This is a genomic window from Streptomyces violaceorubidus (genome assembly GCF_000717995.1).
GTDB lineage: Bacteria > Actinomycetota > Actinomycetes > Streptomycetales > Streptomycetaceae > Streptomyces > Streptomyces violaceorubidus.
In genome coordinates this window covers 211916-227562 of sequence record NZ_JODM01000002.1, presented here as the reverse complement: position 1 = coordinate 227562, position 15647 = coordinate 211916, and the positions used below count along the sequence as shown (strand labels likewise).

Below are 15647 nucleotides of genomic sequence, written 5' to 3'. Positions count from 1 at the left end.
GCACGCGGACCGTTCAGGCCCGGTGGGAGGTGCGGGAGGCCGGTGCAGGGGTGGGCAGGGGGCTGGTCGCCGCCCGGGTGACGTCGCCGACCAGTTCGACCACGTCCGGGCCGTAGGCCTGTGAGTTGACCACCTTGAGCAGCAGCACGAAGGAGTTGCTGCCGTGCTTGCGGGCCAGTTTCTCGTGGTGCCGGGCGAGGTAGCGGGTGGCGGCCTGGTTGGTGATCGCACGCTGGCCGCAGAACAGGAACGCGGGCCGGGCCTCGCGCCGGTCCCCGGCGGTCAGCCGGGCCAGCAGCACGTACTCGACCACACCCGCCTCCAGCCGGTAGCGCTCGCCGCCGATCTGGAAGGCGCCCCGGTCCGGGCCGGGTTCCGATTCGACGTTCATCCGCACCCCGGGCAGCATCGCCGCCATGTGGGCGACCATGCGCCGGTTCGAACCGGGGCCGCCCACGCAGAACTCCGTACGCTCGCCGAAGCCCTGACCGACCATGTCCTGGGTGACCACCTGGGCGTGCGCGCCGCAGTCCTTGATCAGTGCGGAGAGCTCCAGCAGCGCGAAGACGTCGAAGCGGTGGACGGCCGGTTCGGAGGCGGCCGGGTCCCGGTTGACGACGAGCAGCGACTCGGAGCCGTCCGGCAGCCCGAAGAACGCCTGCTTGCGGCGGAGCCTCCGCTTCCACAGGTAGGTACGGGCCAGCCAGCCCAGCGTGGCGCTGATGCCTGCCGCGACCACACCCAGGACGATGTTGCGTACGTCGTCAGTCATGGGCGCGCATGCTAGCGGGCGTCGGCGTACTTGTGTTCGACGGGGCGCGCCGCCCCGGCGCGACCGTGCTCGCCGTGTGCTCCTGACGCGGCCATGACGATCAACTAAGCTGCCCGAACGGCCTTTCCCTGGAGGTGCGGATGCGTCGCCCTGTCGCACGGAATCTGACGGTCCTGGCGGTCTCGGCCGCCGTGGTGGTCTCGGTGGGGGCGGCCGCGCCACCCACGCCCCGAAGCGGGCCCGCGGCCCAGAAGACCCCGGTCGCCGTCGGATACGGCGGCGCGGTCTCCAGTGTCGACCGGGACGCCTCCGCCGCCGGCATCGAGGTGCTCCGCAAGGGCGGCAACGCCGTCGACGCCGCCGTGGCCACCGCCGCCGCGCTCGGTGTCACCGAGCCGTACTCGGCCGGAGTGGGAGGCGGCGGCTACTTCGTCTACTACGACGCCAAGTCCCGCACCGTACGCACCATCGACGGCCGTGAGACCGCCCCGCTCACCGCCGACGAGAAGCTCTTCACGGAGGACGGCAAGCCGCTCGCCTTCGCCGACGCCGTCACCAGCGGTCTGGCCGTGGGCACCCCGGGCACCCCCGCGACCTGGCAGACCGCCCTGGACCGGTGGGGCAGCCGGAAGCTCTCGTCCGTGCTGAAGCCCGCCGAGCGACTTGCCCGGCAGGGCTTCACCGTCGACGAGACCTTCCGCTCCCAGACCGCCTCCAACGAGCAGCGGTTCCGCCATTTCCCGGACACCGCCGAGCTGTTCCTGCCGGGCGGCGAACTCCCGGTCGTGGGCTCGACGTTCACGAACCCGGACCTGGCGCGCACCTACCGGGAGCTGGCCCGCGAGGGTGTCGGCACGATCTACCACGGCGACATCGGCGAGGACATCGTCGACACCGTCAACAAGCCGCCCGTCGACCCGGACTCCGGCTGGAACGCCCGCCCCGGCGACCTGTCCGCCAAGGACCTCGCCGCCTACGAGGCCAGGCTCCAGGCGCCGACCAAGACCTCCTACCGCGGCCTGGACGTCTACTCCATCGCCCCCTCCTCCTCCGGCGGCACCACGGTCGGCGAGGCCCTCAACATCCTGGAGCGCACCGACCTCTCCGCCGCGGACAAGGCCGGTTACCTGCACCGCTACATCGAGGCCAGCCGCATCGCCTTCGCCGACCGCGGACGCTGGGTGGGCGACCCCGCCTTCGAGGACGTACCGACGAAGGAGCTGCTGTCGCAGCGGTACGCCGACTCGCGGGCGTGCCTGATCAAGGACGACGCGGTGCTCACCAGCCCCCTCGCCCCCGGCGACCCGAGGCACCCCGGCTCCTGCGCGGGCAGCGGCACGGCCGCGCCGACGATGTACGAGGGCGAGAACACCACGCACCTCACGGTGGCCGACAAGTGGGGCAACGTCGTCGCCTACACGCTCACCATCGAGCAGACCGGCGGCAGCGGCATCACCGTGCCGGGGCGCGGCTTCCTGCTCAACAACGAGCTGACGGACTTCTCCTTCGCCCCGGCCAACCCGGCCGTCCACGACCCCAACCTGCCCGGGCCCGGCAAGCGCCCGCGTTCCTCGATCGCCCCGACGATCGTCCTGGACCGGCACCACAAGCCGGTGGTGGCCCTCGGTTCGCCAGGCGGCGCCACCATCATCACCACCGTGCTCCAGACCCTCACCGGTTTCCTCGACCGCGGGCTCCCGCTCGTCGACGCGATCGCCGCTCCGCGCGCCAGCCAGCGCAACGCCGCCCAGACCGAGTTGGAACCCGGCCTCTACGACAGCGGCCTGCGGGCGGAACTGGAGGCCCTCGGGCACTCCTTCAAGCCGAACCCCGAGATCGGCGCCGCGACCGCCGTGCAGCGGCTGGCCAACGGCACGTGGCTGGCCGCGGCCGAGAAGGTACGGCGCGGCGGCGGCTCGGCGATGGTCGTCGAGCCGGTGCGGGGGAGGTAGTCAGAGTTCGGGGACGGGCCGCTCGGGCGTGCGGAACGCCAGGCGCCCGTCCTCGACGTCGACCGTCAACCGGCCGCCCTCCGCGACCCGCCCGTCGAGCAGCAGCCGCGAGAGCTCGTTGTCCACCTCGCGCTGGATGGTGCGGCGCAGCGGGCGGGCGCCGTACTCGGGCTGGTAGCCGCGCTCGGCGAGCCAGTCCACGGCCGCGTCGGTGAAGTCGACGGTGATGCCCTGCGCGCGCACCATGCGGCGGGTCTGCTCCAGGAGCAGGTTGGTGATCTGCCGCAGCTGCTCGCCGCTGAGCTGGCGGAAGACCACGATCTCGTCGACGCGGTTGAGGAACTCGGGCCGGAAGTGCTCGCGCAGCGGGCGCAGCACCTGTTCGCGCCGGGCCTCCTCGTCCGCCTCCGCGCCGCCCGCGCCGAAACCGATTCCGGCGCCGCGCCGGGTGATCACGTCGGAGCCCAGGTTGCTGGTCATCACGACGACCGTGTTGGAGAAGTCGACCGTCCGGCCCTGCGAGTCGGTCAGCCGCCCGTCGTCCAGGACCTGGAGCAGGATGTTGAAGACGTCCGGGTGCGCCTTCTCCACCTCGTCGAGCAGCAGCAGCGAGTACGGGTGCCGGCGCACCACCTCGGTGAGCTGACCGGCCTCCTCGTGCCCGACGTAGCCGGGCGGGGCGCCGACCAGGCGGCTGACCGTGTGGCGCTCCTGGTACTCGCTCATGTCGAGGCGCACCATCCGGTCCTCGCTGCCGAACAGCGCCTCGGCCAGTGCCCGGGCCAGCTCGGTCTTGCCGACGCCGGTCGGGCCGAGGAAGAGGAAGCTGCCGATGGGCCGGTCGGGACCGGACAGCCCGGCGCGCGAGCGCAGCACGGCGTCGGAGACGACCCGTACGGCCTCGTTCTGCCCGACCACCCGCTCGTGCAGGTGGGACTCCAGGCCCAGCAGGCGGTCCTTCTCCTCCTGGGTGAGGCTGCTGACCGGGATGCCGGTCTGCCGGGAGACCACCTCGGCGATGGACTCGGTGCCGACGACCAGGTTCAGACCCTCGTCGGCCTCGCCGTCGCCGGTGGCCTCCGTGATCCGCTGCTTCAGCTCGACGATCCGGTCCCGCAGCCGGGTCGCCTGCTCGTACTGCTCGTCCGCGACCGCCTGGTCCTTGTCCCGGACCAGCTGGTCGACCTCGCGTTCCAGGGCGCGCACGTCGGTGCCCTTGGTGCGCGACTGGAGCCGGACCCGGGCTCCCGCCTGGTCGATCAGGTCGATGGCCTTGTCGGGCAGCCGCCGGTCGGTGAGGTAGCGGTCGGACATCTCCACGGCCGCGACCAGCGCCTCGTCGGTGTAGCGGACCTGGTGGTGGGCCTCGTAGCGGTCGCGCAGTCCGCGCAGGATCTCGATCGCGTCGGCGGTGGTGGGCTCCGGCACCAGGATCGGCTGGAAGCGGCGGGCGAGGGCCGCGTCCTTCTCGATCCTGCGGTACTCCTCCAGCGTGGTGGCGCCCACGATGTGCAGCTCGCCGCGGGCCAGGGCGGGCTTGAGGATGTTCCCGGCGTCCATCGACCCGCTCTCGCCGCCCCCGCCGGCGCCGACGACGGTGTGCAGCTCGTCGATGAAGATGATCAGTTCGTCGGAGTGGGCGCGGATCTCGCCCACGATGTTGTTCATCCGCTCCTCGAAGTCGCCCCGGTAGCGGGTGCCCGCGACCACGCCGGTCAGGTCCAGGGCGACCACCCGGCGCCCGATCAGCACGTCGGGCACGTCGCCGTCGGTGATGCGCTGCGCCAGGCCCTCCACGATCGCGGTCTTGCCGACACCGGCGTCACCGATCAGGACGGGGTTGTTCTTGCCGCGCCGGGAGAGCACCTCGACGGTCTGCTCGATCTCCTCCTCACGTCCGATCACCGGGTCGATCCGGCCCTGCTGGGCCAGATCGGTGAGGTCGCGGCCGTACTTGTCCAGGGTGGGTGTGTTCGTGCTCCGGGCGCTCTCGGGACGGCCCTTCGCGGCCTCCGGCGTCTCGGTGGGGAGGTTCGAGGGCGCGAACCGGGCCGCGTTCAGGATGTGCCCGGCGGCCGAGTCCGGATTGGCGGCCAGGGCGCTGAGTACGTGCTCCGGGCCGATGTACCCGGTGCCGGTGGAGCGGGCCAGCTCGTGCGCGTCGAGCAGGGCGCGCTTGACGGCGGGGGTGAGGGAGAGCGACGTGGGCGGCGGGACCTCGCCCGGGGGGTGCTGCACCGGGCCGGTCCGCTCGTCGATCTGCGAGGCCAGCGAGTCGGGGTCGGCACCGGCCCGGCTGAGCAGCCCCCGGGTCGGCTCGGTGGCGAGCGCGGCCCGCAGCAGGTGCTCGGTGTCCAGGTCGCGGCTGCCGTGCTCGGCGGCGTACTGGGCGGCCCCGCGCACCAGCTCCCGGGCGGGCTGGCTGAGCAGTCGGCCGATGTCGATCTGCCGGGGCCTGGGCCCGCCGAAGAAGCGTGCCAGGAACTCCGCGAACGGGTCGCCCTCCGGGCCCATGTAGCCGCTGGTCATGGTGTACGGACCTCCGCTGCATCGCTGATCGACGTGCCGGGGCCGGGTAACCCGGCAGGCGTGCGGTCATGCCCAACATGACACGTTCTGTTCCGCCGGGCATGTCCGGAACCCGCACGGGAGCGGCACCCTCGCCGGAGCGGCCAGCCGCGCCGACGACCGGCCCGTCCCACGGCCCGGCTCCCGGCCCGGCTCCCGGGCCCGGATTCCGGCCGGGCCTTCGATCCGGGCCCGGTCTGCGGCCTGGCCCGGACCTGCGCTCGGGTGCGGGTGCGGGTGCGGGTGCGGGCCGTGGGTGCGGTGCCGGTCGTGGTCGCGGTTCCGGCCGGTCTGTCGATCCGGCCTCGCCCCGCGGTCCAGGCCCCGGCCCGGTTCACGGCTCGGCCTCCGGTTGGGCTCCCGGCTCGGTCCGCGGCTCGGGCTCCGGTTGGGCTCCCGGCTCGGTCCGTGGCTCGGGCTCCGGGTGGGCTCCCGGCTCGGTTCACGGCTCGGCCTCCGGTTGGGCTCCCGGCTCGGTCGGCGGCTCGGGCTTACGGCTGCCCCGGGCCCGGATTCCAACCGCGCTCCCGGGCCGGTCCCGGCCCGGCCCCCGCCCGATCCCCGTCGTGACGTCGGTCAGAGGCCGTCCCTCGATGTCAGAACGCGCGGGCCGCTCTCCGTGATCGCCACCGTGTGCTCGACGTGTGCCGCCCGGGAGCCGTCGTTCGTGCGCAGGGTCCAGCCGTCGGGGGCCGCGTGGTAGTCGTCGCGGCCGCCGGAGATCAGCATGGGCTCGATGGCGAGGACCATGCCGTGCCGCAGCGGGAGCCCGCGTCCGGGACGGCCCTCGTTGGGCACCCCCGGGTCCTCGTGCATGTGCCGGCCGATGCCGTGGCCGCCGAAGTCCTCCATGATCCCGTAGCCGGCCGACCGGCACACCGTGCCGATGGCGTGGGCGATGTCGCCGATGCGGTTGCCGACGACGGCCGCGCCGATGCCCGCCTCCAGGGCCCGCTCCGCGGTCTCGATCAGTGCGAGGTCGGCCGGGTGCGGGGTGCCCACCACGAAGCTGAGCGCGGAGTCGCCCGCCCAGCCGTCCAGGAGGGCCCCGCAGTCGATGGAGACCAGGTCCCCGTCGCGCAGCCGGTAGCCGTCCGGGATGCCGTGCACGATCGCGTCGTTGACCGAGGCGCAGATGACGCCGGGGAAGGGCGTCGGAGCGAAGGAGGGCCGGTAGCCGAGGAACGGCGAGCCCGCGCCCGCCTCCCGCAGCACCTCGTGCGCCACCGCGTCCAGATCCAGCAGGGACACGCCCACGTCCGCGGCCTGCCGTACGGCGGTCAGGGCGCGCGCGACGACCTGTCCGGCCGCGTGCATGGCGTCGATCGATGTGTCCGTCTTCAGTTCCACCATGTCAATTACTATACCGGTATTTTAATTGGAGACCGCACGTGGCGGCGCTGGACCGGCCGGGGGAGGGGGCGGTACGGGAAGCCGGTATTAGAATGACGCCATGGTACGGACCCCTCTGACCCCCGAAGAGCGCGAGCGCGGCGAGCAGCTCGGGCGTCTGCTCCGCGCGGCCCGCGGCGAGCGGAGCATGACCGCGGTCGCCGCCCAGGCCGGCGTCTCCGCCGAGACCCTGCGCAAGATCGAGACCGGCCGGGCGCCCACCCCGGCGTTCTTCACGGTGGCCGCGTTGGCCGGCGCCCTGGGACTGTCCATGGACGAGCTGGTGGGCAGGTGCGCGCCCGCGCCGGTCTGACGCGGCGGCACGCACCGCGGCACTCACCCACAGGAGTGCGAAACACGATCGACACCGCGCCTTGACGACGATGGTCTTGGCAAGCCCCCGCGGCCAGGCTTACGTTCGTCCCCCTACGGCCTGCTCTACGGGCGTAGAGGCTCTGACGTCGTGTCGAAGGAGCAGCTCATGGCCAACGTCGTACGTGCCGCTCTCGTCCAGGCCACCTGGACCGGCGACACCGAGTCCATGGTGGCGAAACACGAGGAGCACGCCCGCGAGGCCGCCCGGCGGGGCGCCGAGGTCATCGGGTTCCAAGAGGTGTTCAACGCCCCCTACTTCTGCCAGGTCCAGGACCCCGCGCACTACCGCTGGGCCGAGCCGGTGCCCGACGGCCCCACCGTCCGCCGCATGCAGGCCCTCGCCCGCGAGACCGGCATGGTGATCGTCGTCCCCGTCTTCGAGGTCGAGCAGTCCGGCTTCTACTACAACACCGCGGCCGTGATCGACGCCGACGGCACCGTCCTCGGCACCTACCGCAAGCACCACATCCCGCAGGTCAAGGGCTTCTGGGAGAAGTTCTACTTCCGGCCCGGCAATCTCGGCTGGCCGGTCTTCGACACCGCCGTCGGCAAGGTCGGCGTCTACATCTGCTACGACCGCCACTTCCCCGAGGGCTGGCGCCAGCTCGGCCTCGGCGGCGCCCAGCTCGTGTACAACCCCTCGGCCACCCACCGCGGCCTCTCCGCCCACCTGTGGCAGCTCGAACAGCCCGCCGCGGCCGTCGCCAACGAGTACTTCGTCGCCGCCATCAACCGGGTCGGCGTCGAGGAGTACGGGGACAACGACTTCTACGGCACCTCGTACTTCGTGGACCCGCGCGGCCGGTTCGTCGGCGACGTCGCCAGTGACAGCAAGGAGGAACTCGTCGTCCGCGACCTGGACTTCGACCTCATCGAGGAGGTCCGGCAGCAGTGGGCCTTCTACCGCGACCGCCGCCCCGACGCCTACGAGGGGCTGGTGCGGCCGTGACCCCCGACCTCTTCGCCCGCCACCGCGCCGTCCTGCCCGACTGGCTCGCCCTCTACTACGAGGACCCGCTGGAGATCACCCACGGCGACGGCCGGCACGTCTGGGACGCCGAGGGAAACAAGTACCTCGACTTCTTCGGCGGCATCCTCACCACGATGACCGCGCACGCCCTGCCCGAGGTCACCAAGGCCGTCGCCGAGCAGGCCGGCCGGATCGTCCACTCCTCGACCCTCTACCTCAACCGCCCGATGGTCGAACTCGCCGAGCGCGTCGCCCAGTTGTCCGGCATCCCCGACGCCCGCGTCTTCTTCACCACCTCCGGCACCGAGGCCAACGACACCGCCCTGCTGCTCGCCACCGCCCACCGGCGCAGCAACACCGTCCTGGCGATGCGCAACAGCTACCACGGCCGCTCCTTCAGCGCCGTCGGCATCACCGGCAACCGGGGCTGGTCCCCGACCTCCCTCTCCCCGCTCCAGACCCTCTACGTCCACGGCGGCGTCCGCACCCGCGGCCCCTACGCCGACCTGGACGACCGGGACTTCATCGACGCCTGCGTCGCCGACCTCAAGGACCTGCTCGGCCACACCCGCGCCCCGGCCGCACTGATCGCCGAACCCGTCCAGGGGGTCGGTGGCTTCACCTCCCCGCCGGACGGCCTGTACGCCGCCTTCCGCGAGGTGCTGCACGAACACGGCATCCTGTGGATCGCCGACGAGGTGCAGACCGGCTGGGGCCGCACCGGCGAGCACTTCTGGGGCTGGCAGGCGCACGCGCGGAGCGGCCCGCCGGACATCGTCACCTTCGCCAAGGGCATCGGCAACGGCATGTCCGTCGGCGGCGTCATCGCCCGCGCCGAGATCATGAACTGCCTGGACGCCAACAGCATCTCCACCTTCGGCGGCACCCAGGTCACCATGGCCGCGGGCCTCGCCAACCTCACTTACCTCCTGGAGCACGACCTCCAGGGCAACGCGCGGCGCGTCGGCGGACTGCTCATCGAGCGGCTGCGCGCCGCCGCCGCCCAGGTGCCGCACGTGCGCGAGGTGCGCGGGCGCGGGCTGATGATCGGCGTCGAGCTGACCCGGCCGGGCACCGACGAGGCCGCCCCCGAGGCGGCGGCCACCGTGCTGGAGGAGGCCCGCGCCGGCGGGCTGCTCGTCGGCAAGGGCGGCGGCCACGGCACCAGCGTGCTGCGCGTCGCGCCGCCGATGTCCCTCACCGTCGCGGAGGCCGAGGAGGGCGCCGCCATCCTCGAACGCGCCCTGCGGAGCATCTGAGAGAGCCGCGTTCCGCGTCCCGGGCCCAGGAGGCGCCGCCATGACCACCACCCCCGAGACCCCGGCACAGCAGCCCCGGGAGCCATGGGAGCCGGCCCTGTCGGTCCGTCAGGTGCTCGGCCTCGAACGGGTGCGGGCCGGACAGCCCGAGGTGGTGGCCGGCGCACACCGGCTCGACCGGCCGGTGCGGTGGGTGCACGTCGCCGAGGCCGCCGACGTCGGCGTGATGCTCAGCGGCGGCGAGATGGTCCAGACCACGGGTGTGCTCCTCGCCGGTGACGAGGACAAGCAGGGCGAGTACGTGCGCTCCCTGGACCGGGCCGAGGCCGCCGCCGTCGTGCTCGGCCTCGGCCGCGCCTTCCCCGCCCCGCCCGCCGTGATGCGCCGGGCCGCCGAGCGCTGCGGGCTGCCCATGGTCGTCCTGCACCGGCCCTTCCCCTTCGCCGAACTGACCGAGGAGGTGCAGTCCCGGCTGCTGCGGCGCAAGTTCGCCGCCGTCAGCCTCTCCGAGGCGGTCCGCACCGAACTGACCGGCCTGATCACCGCCGGTGCCCCCGTGCAGCGCCTGCTCGACGAGGTGGCCCGGCACGCCGGCTGCCCGGTCGTCGTCACCAACCTCGCCCACCGCGTCCTCGGCACGGCGGGGGAGAGGGCGGCCGTCGACGACGTACTGCGGGACTGGGAACGCATCGCCCGCCAGGCCGGTGCCGGGTCCGCCGACGGCTGGGTCCGTGCCGAGCTGAGCTGTCGCGGGGAGCGCTGGGGCCGGCTGGTGCTGTGCGGCTACGGAGGTGACCGGGCCGCCGGACGGCTGCTCGCCGACCGGGCCGCCGAGGCCCTCGTCCTGCACCGCATGCTCGCCGGGGACGGCACCCGCACGGGCGCTTCCGCGGGCTCCTGGGACACCTGGGAGGAGCAGTCCGCGCGGAGCCTGCTGACCGACCTGGTCAGCGGGGCGGTGCCCGCGCGGCACCTGCTGCCCCGGGCGCGTGCCGCGGGCCTGCCGGTCAACCGGCGCGTCTTCGTCCCCCTCGTCGTCCGCGAGCGGGACCCCGCCCGCCCCGCCCGGGTGCTGCGGCGGCTCGGACTGCCGGGCATCGCCGCCCAGCTCGCCGACGACCGCGTGGCCGTCCTGCTCAGCCTCGCCCCCGACCAGGACGCCCGGGCCCTGACCGCCCACTTCGCGACCCGGCTGCGGGCGCAGCCGGACACCGCCCACGCCGTGGTCGCGGCCGCCGAAGCCCGCGCCGACTGGGCGGACGTACCGGCGGGTCTGCGCGAGGCCCGGCACGTCGCCGACGCCGTCGCCGACTCCGCGACCGCTGGCAGTTCTACCGCGACCGGGCGCCGGGCGCGTACTCCCCGCTGACCGCGCCCTGAGCCACCGGGGCGCCCGCGCCCCCGACAGGAGGGAACAGCAGCATGAGCAGCCGTACCGTCATCCGCGGTGGCCTCGTCGTCACCGCGTCCGACGAGATCCACGCCGACGTCCTGATCGAGGACGGCCGCGTCGCCGCCCTCGCCGCGACCGGCACCCCGGCGGCCGAGGCGTTCACGGCCGAGCGGGTGATGGACGCGAGCGGCAAGTACGTCATCCCGGGCGGCGTCGACGGGCACACCCACATGGAGATGCCGTTCGGCGGCACCTACGCCGCCGACACCTTCGAGACCGGCACCCGCGCCGCCGCCTGGGGCGGCACCACCACCATCGTCGACTTCGCCATCCAGGGCGTCGGACACTCCCTGCGCTCCGGACTGGACGCCTGGCACGCCAAGGCCGAGGGCAACTGCGCCATCGACTACGCCTTCCACATGATCGTCTCCGACGTCAACGAGAAGACGCTCAAGGAGATGGACCTGCTGGTGGAGGAGGGGGTGACCTCCTTCAAGCAGTTCATGGCGTACCCCGGCGTCTTCTACTCCGACGACGGCCAGATCCTGCGTGCCATGCAGCGCGCCGCCGAGAACGGCGGCCTGATCATGATGCACGCCGAGAACGGCATCGCCATCGACGTCCTGGTCGAGCAGGCCCTCGCCCGCGGCGAGACCGACCCGCGCTTCCACGGCGAGGTCCGCAAGGCCCTCCTGGAGGCCGAGGCCACCCACCGCGCCATCCGGCTCGCGCAGGTGGCGGGGGCACCGCTGTACGTCGTGCACGTCTCGGCGACGGAGGCGGTCGCCGAGCTGACCCGGGCCCGCGACGAGGGCCTGCCCGTCTTCGGCGAGACCTGCCCGCAGTACCTGTTCCTGTCCACCGACCATCTCGCCGAGCCCGGCTTCGAGGGCGCCAAGTACGTGTGCAGTACGCCGCTCAGGCCCAAGGAGCACCAGGCGGCGCTGTGGCGGGGGCTGCGGACCAACGACCTCCAGGTGGTCTCCACCGACCACTGCCCCTTCTGCTTCACCGGCCAGAAGGAGCTGGGCCGGGGCGACTTCTCCAAGATCCCCAACGGCATGCCCGGCGTCGAGAACCGCATGGACCTGCTCCACCAGGCCGTCGTGGACGGCCACATCAGCCGCCGCCGCTGGATCGAGATCGCCTGCGCCACCCCGGCCCGGATGTTCGGCCTGTACCCGAAGAAGGGCACCATCGCGCCCGGCGCGGACGCCGACATCGTCGTCTACGACCCGCACGCCGAGCAGGTCGTCTCCGCCCGGACCCACCACATGAACGTCGACTACTCGGCGTACGAGGGCCGGCGGATCACCGGCCGCGTGGAGAGCGTGCTCTCGCGCGGCGAACCGGTCGTCACCGAGCGGGAGTACACCGGGCGCAAGGGCCACGGCGTCTACACCCCGCGCGCCACCTGTCAGTACCTGAACTAGGAGCGGTGCCCATGGACTTCGGACTCGTCCTGCAGACCGACCCGCCGGCCTCCCGCGTCGTGGACCTGATGAAGCGGGCCGAGCGCAACGGCTTCAGCCACGGCTGGACCTTCGACTCCGCCGTGCTCTGGCAGGAGCCGTTCGTGATCCACAGCCAGGTCCTGGCCCACACCAGCACACTGAAGATCGGCCCGATGGTCACCAACCCGGGCACCCGCACCTGGGAGGTGACCGCCTCCACCTTCGCCACCCTCAACGACATGTTCGGCAACCGCACCGTCTGCGGCATCGGCCGCGGCGACTCCGCCATGCGGGTCGCCGGGCGCAGGCCCAACACCCTCGCCCGCATGAGCGATGCGATCAGGGTGATCCGCGCGCTGGGCAGGGGAGAGGAGGCCGACCTCGGCGGCGGCACCGTCGTCCGGTTCCCCTGGATCAAACCAGGGGCCGAAGTCCCGGTGTGGATGGCCGCCTACGGTCCCAAAGCCCTGAAGATGACCGGCGAGGAGGCCGACGGCTTCATCCTCCAGCTCGCCGACCTCTACCTCACCGAGTACATGGTCAAGGCCGTCCGCGACGCCGCCGAGGCCGCCGGACGCGACCCGTCGGAGGTGACGGTCTGTGTCGCCGCCCCTGCCTACGTCACCGCCGACTCCTCGCCCGGGGCCCTCGCCCACGCACGCGAGCAGTGCCGCTGGTTCGGCGGCATGGTCGGCAACCACGTGGCCGACCTGGTTGCCAAGTACGGCGCCCACACCGGAGCCGTACCGGAGGAACTGACCGACTACGTCAAGGCCCGCGAGGGCTACGACTACGCCCACCACGGGCGCAGCGGCAACCCCGACACCCGGTTCGTGCCGGACGAGATCGTCGACCGGTTCTGCCTGATCGGACCGGTCGAGAAGCACATCGAGAAGCTGACCGCCCTGCGTGCCCTCGGCGTCGACCAGTTCGCGCTCTACGACATGCACGACGCGCAGGAAGCCGTGATCGACGCCTACGGCACGGAGGTCATCCCGGTCGTCAACGCCTGACCCGTCCCCGCCCGCCCCGCGTTCGGGGGCGGGCACCAGGGCGCACCCGCGCACCCCCCTCGGCACCGCCCGCACGGCCTCTCCCGTCCCACCGCATGATTGGCCTGCCCATGACCGACACCGCGCCCACCGCCATACCGCCGTCCGCCCAAGTCACCCTCCCCGACGGGCGCGTGGAGCTCACCCCGGGCTCCCCGCCGCCGAGCGGCCCCTACGCCAACGAGGACCTGCTGCCGGTCCCCGTCGCGGGGCGCACCTGGACCACGTACAACTTCTCCGCCCTGTGGGTCGGCATGGCCCACAACACCGCCTCCTGGACCCTCGCCTCCGGTCTCATCGCGGTCGGCATGGACTGGAAGCAGGCGGTGCTCACCATCGCCCTGGCCAACCTGATCGTGCTCGCCCCGATGCTGCTCACCGGGCACGCCGGGCCGAAGTACGGCATCCCCTTCCCGGTGTTCGCCCGCGCCTCCTTCGGCATCCGGGGCGCCAACCTGCCCGCGGTCGTACGGGCGTTGGTGGCGTGCGGCTGGTTCGGCATCCAGACCTGGATCGGCGGCGAGGCGATCTACCTCCTGGCCGGCAAGCTGATCGGCGAGGGCTGGACCGGCGCCGCGACGGTCGGCGGCCACGCCTGGACCATGTGGCTGTCGTTCGCGCTCTTCTGGGTGCTCCAGGTCGCCATCATCCACCGGGGCATGGAGACCATCCGCCGCTTCGAGAACTGGGCGGCGCCCTTCGTCCTCGTCGGTGCCTTCGTGATGCTGTGGTGGATGGCCGACAAGGCGGGCGGCCTCGGCCCGCTCTTCGACCAGCCGTCGAAGCTGGGCTGGGGCGGCGACTTCTGGAAGCTGTTCTGGCCCTCCCTGATGGGCATGATCGGCTTCTGGTCCACGCTGTCCCTCAACATCCCGGACTTCACCCGCTACGGGAAGAGCCAGAAGGCCCAGACCCGGGGACAGGCCCTCGGTCTGCCGACGACGATGACCCTGTTCGCCTTCCTCTCCGTGATGGTGACGTCCGGCTCGCAGGCCGTGTACGGCGAGCCGATCTGGGACCCGGTACAGCTGGCCGCGAAGACCGACAACGTGGTGGGCCTGCTCTTCGCCCTGGTGACCGTCCTGGTGGCGACCCTGTCCGTGAACATCGCGGCCAACCTGGTCTCACCGGCCTTCGACTTCTCCAACGTCGCACCGCGCAGGGTGAGTTTCCGGACGGGCGCGCTCATCACCAGCGTCCTGGCGGTCCTGATCTTCCCCTGGAAGCTGTACTCGGACCCGCAGGGATACATCTTCACCTGGCTCGGCCTGGTCGGCGGGCTCCTCGGCACGGTGGCCGGCATCCTCGTCGCCGACTACTGGATCCTGCGCCGCGCCCGGCTGCACCTCGCCGACCTCTACCGCCGGGGCGGACGCTACTGGTACGGCCGAGGCTGGAACTGGCGGGCCGTGCTCGCCTTCGCCGTCGGCGGGGTCCTGGCCATCGGCGGCGCCGACTTCCACCCCGTGGTCGACGGCCGCCCCGTACCGTTCCTCGAACCACTGGCCGACTACGGCTGGGCGGTGGGCCTGGGCACGTCCATGGTCCTCTACCTCGCCCTGATGCTGCTGCCCGCGACCCGGCCGGGGACCGGGACCACCGGCCCCACCGCGCGGCCCTAGCCGCCCCGCAAGGCGGCCACGGCCTCCTTGGCCGCCTTGATGGCGCCCTTGTTGATCTCGTTCGTGCCGGGGGCCTTCTTCGACTCGAAGTCGCTGCCGTTGTACGTGATCGTCACCAGGGCGTTGGCGGCGCGGACCAGTACGGTGCCCTCGCGGGTCTGCTGCTTGTCCTCGGTGGTGAGGTTCACGACCGAGTAGGCGCTGTCACCGAGGCCCGGGACGGCGCCGCCGCCGCTGCGGTCGGCGACCCGTTCCTTGTACGACTTGAGCGCCGCCTCGTCCGTCTGCATCACCTCGAAGGAGACGTCGAGCCAGCGGTAGTCGTAGCCCTTGAGCGCGTTCCAGGAACAGGTGCGGCGCACCTCGGTGTCGGTGGACGGGATCTCCTTGCCGGCCGCCTTGGCCCCCGGCACCAGCGAGGTGATCGTCTTCCCGGCCAGTGCCTCGCACGGCGCCGGAGCGGAGGCGTACGTCTTCGTCGCCGCCTCGGTCGCCGGGGCGGAGGCCGACCTGTTCGCGGTGTCGGGCGGCGCCTTGTCCTTCGCGGCCGGTGACGTGTCCGGCCCGGACGAGAGCGCCCAGCCCGCCGTGGCGAGCACGGCGACCGGCGCCAGACGGGCGGTCAGGGCGAGCGGCAGGGGAAGAGAACGCACGGCGCACTTCTCGTGGGGGACGGTGCGGAGGGTGCCCGCACTGCGGACGGGACGCCAGTGTCACACGAGTCCCCGTGGGGCGAAAGGGCGAACTCGGTGCGTGGCCGCCCGGTGACGCAGACGAACGTGCCGGGGTCCACTCACGGGGGACCACCCCGGTCATCGGGGTCCCGAAGGCGGCTCAC

At 72.6% G+C, this 15647-nt stretch carries 11 protein-coding genes and 2 pseudogenes; 9 read left to right on the top strand and 4 right to left on the bottom strand.

Annotated features, from left to right (window positions below; all coding sequences use genetic code 11):
* Positions 1 to 13 precede the first annotated feature (13 nt).
* Positions 14 to 772 (bottom strand): hypothetical protein, encoded by a 759-nt coding sequence (locus tag IE94_RS0104970; protein WP_030178689.1) that lies wholly within the window; start codon positions 770 to 772, stop codon positions 14 to 16.
* Positions 773 to 912: 140 nt separating this feature from the next.
* Between IE94_RS0104970 and ggt the strand changes: the two genes are divergently transcribed.
* Entirely contained in the window at positions 913 to 2724 is a 1812-nt protein-coding gene (gene ggt / locus IE94_RS0104965; RefSeq protein ID WP_030178686.1) for a gamma-glutamyltransferase, read from the top strand.
* On the opposite strand, the gene IE94_RS0104960 is transcribed toward ggt, so the two are convergent.
* Together IE94_RS0104960 and map are read right to left on the bottom strand one after the other, a co-directional pair.
* Positions 2725 to 5253, bottom strand: a complete 2529-nt coding sequence (locus IE94_RS0104960; RefSeq protein WP_030178684.1) for an ATP-dependent Clp protease ATP-binding subunit — start codon at positions 5251 to 5253, stop codon at positions 2725 to 2727.
* Positions 5254 to 5868: 615 nt separating this feature from the next.
* Positions 5869 to 6645: a type I methionyl aminopeptidase gene (map, locus tag IE94_RS0104955; protein ID WP_030178681.1), complete on the bottom strand. Its 777-nt coding sequence runs from the start codon at positions 6643 to 6645 to the stop codon at positions 5869 to 5871.
* Positions 6646 to 6745: 100 nt separating this feature from the next.
* Here map and IE94_RS0104950 point away from each other — a divergent pair, with 100 nt between their 5' ends.
* From IE94_RS0104950 to IE94_RS0104920, 8 genes and pseudogenes are all read left to right on the top strand, one after another.
* A complete protein-coding gene (locus IE94_RS0104950) occupies positions 6746 to 6997 on the top strand; it encodes a helix-turn-helix domain-containing protein (protein ID WP_030178671.1) in 252 nt (83 codons plus the stop codon).
* A 168-nt stretch (positions 6998 to 7165) separates the two neighbouring features.
* Complete coding sequence (locus IE94_RS0104945) at positions 7166 to 8008, top strand: nitrilase-related carbon-nitrogen hydrolase (protein ID WP_030178669.1); 843 nt, start codon at positions 7166 to 7168, stop codon at positions 8006 to 8008.
* Positions 8005 to 9288 (top strand): aspartate aminotransferase family protein, encoded by a 1284-nt coding sequence (locus IE94_RS0104940; RefSeq protein ID WP_030178667.1) that lies wholly within the window; start codon positions 8005 to 8007, stop codon positions 9286 to 9288. The genes IE94_RS0104945 and IE94_RS0104940 overlap by 4 nt, the downstream gene beginning before the upstream one ends.
* Positions 9289 to 9328: 40 nt before the next feature.
* Positions 9329 to 10612, top strand: a pseudogene (locus IE94_RS0104935) (PucR family transcriptional regulator ligand-binding domain-containing protein); the annotation flags it as partial.
* Positions 10594 to 10668: pseudogene (locus IE94_RS40555) on the top strand (hydrolase); the annotation flags it as partial. The pseudogenes IE94_RS0104935 and IE94_RS40555, both read left to right, overlap by 19 nt.
* Before the next feature lie 42 nt (positions 10669 to 10710).
* Complete coding sequence (gene hydA / locus IE94_RS0104930; protein WP_030178662.1) at positions 10711 to 12114, top strand: dihydropyrimidinase; 1404 nt, start codon at positions 10711 to 10713, stop codon at positions 12112 to 12114.
* Between the two features lie 11 nt (positions 12115 to 12125).
* Complete coding sequence (locus IE94_RS0104925; RefSeq protein WP_030178659.1) at positions 12126 to 13148, top strand: TIGR03842 family LLM class F420-dependent oxidoreductase; 1023 nt, start codon at positions 12126 to 12128, stop codon at positions 13146 to 13148.
* A 110-nt stretch (positions 13149 to 13258) separates the two neighbouring features.
* On the top strand, positions 13259 to 14809 hold the full coding sequence (locus IE94_RS0104920; protein WP_037921774.1) for an NCS1 family nucleobase:cation symporter-1: 1551 nt from the start codon (positions 13259 to 13261) through the stop codon (positions 14807 to 14809).
* Here the strand turns inward: IE94_RS0104920 and IE94_RS0104915 are convergent.
* Entirely contained in the window at positions 14806 to 15462 is a 657-nt protein-coding gene (locus IE94_RS0104915) for a hypothetical protein (protein WP_030178648.1), read from the bottom strand. The genes IE94_RS0104920 and IE94_RS0104915 overlap by 4 nt on opposite strands.
* Positions 15463 to 15647: the final 185 nt, after the last annotated feature.

What these genes read in the sequence shown, in the direction of transcription:
- hydA (WP_030178662.1), top strand. Translation starts at nt 10,711, where the DNA reads ATGAGCAGCCGTACCGTCATCCGCGGTGGCCTCGTCGTCACCGCGTCC.
- IE94_RS0104950 (WP_030178671.1), top strand. Translation starts at nt 6,746, where the DNA reads ATGGTACGGACCCCTCTGACCCCCGAAGAGCGCGAGCGCGGCGAGCAG.
- IE94_RS0104970 (WP_030178689.1), bottom strand. Translation starts at nt 772, where the DNA reads ATGACTGACGACGTACGCAACATCGTCCTGGGTGTGGTCGCGGCAGGC.
- ggt (WP_030178686.1), top strand. Translation starts at nt 913, where the DNA reads ATGCGTCGCCCTGTCGCACGGAATCTGACGGTCCTGGCGGTCTCGGCC.
- IE94_RS0104920 (WP_037921774.1), top strand. Translation starts at nt 13,259, where the DNA reads ATGACCGACACCGCGCCCACCGCCATACCGCCGTCCGCCCAAGTCACC.
- IE94_RS0104945 (WP_030178669.1), top strand. Translation starts at nt 7,166, where the DNA reads ATGGCCAACGTCGTACGTGCCGCTCTCGTCCAGGCCACCTGGACCGGC.
- IE94_RS0104925 (WP_030178659.1), top strand. Translation starts at nt 12,126, where the DNA reads ATGGACTTCGGACTCGTCCTGCAGACCGACCCGCCGGCCTCCCGCGTC.
- map (WP_030178681.1), bottom strand. Translation starts at nt 6,645, where the DNA reads ATGGTGGAACTGAAGACGGACACATCGATCGACGCCATGCACGCGGCC.
- IE94_RS0104960 (WP_030178684.1), bottom strand. Translation starts at nt 5,253, where the DNA reads ATGACCAGCGGCTACATGGGCCCGGAGGGCGACCCGTTCGCGGAGTTC.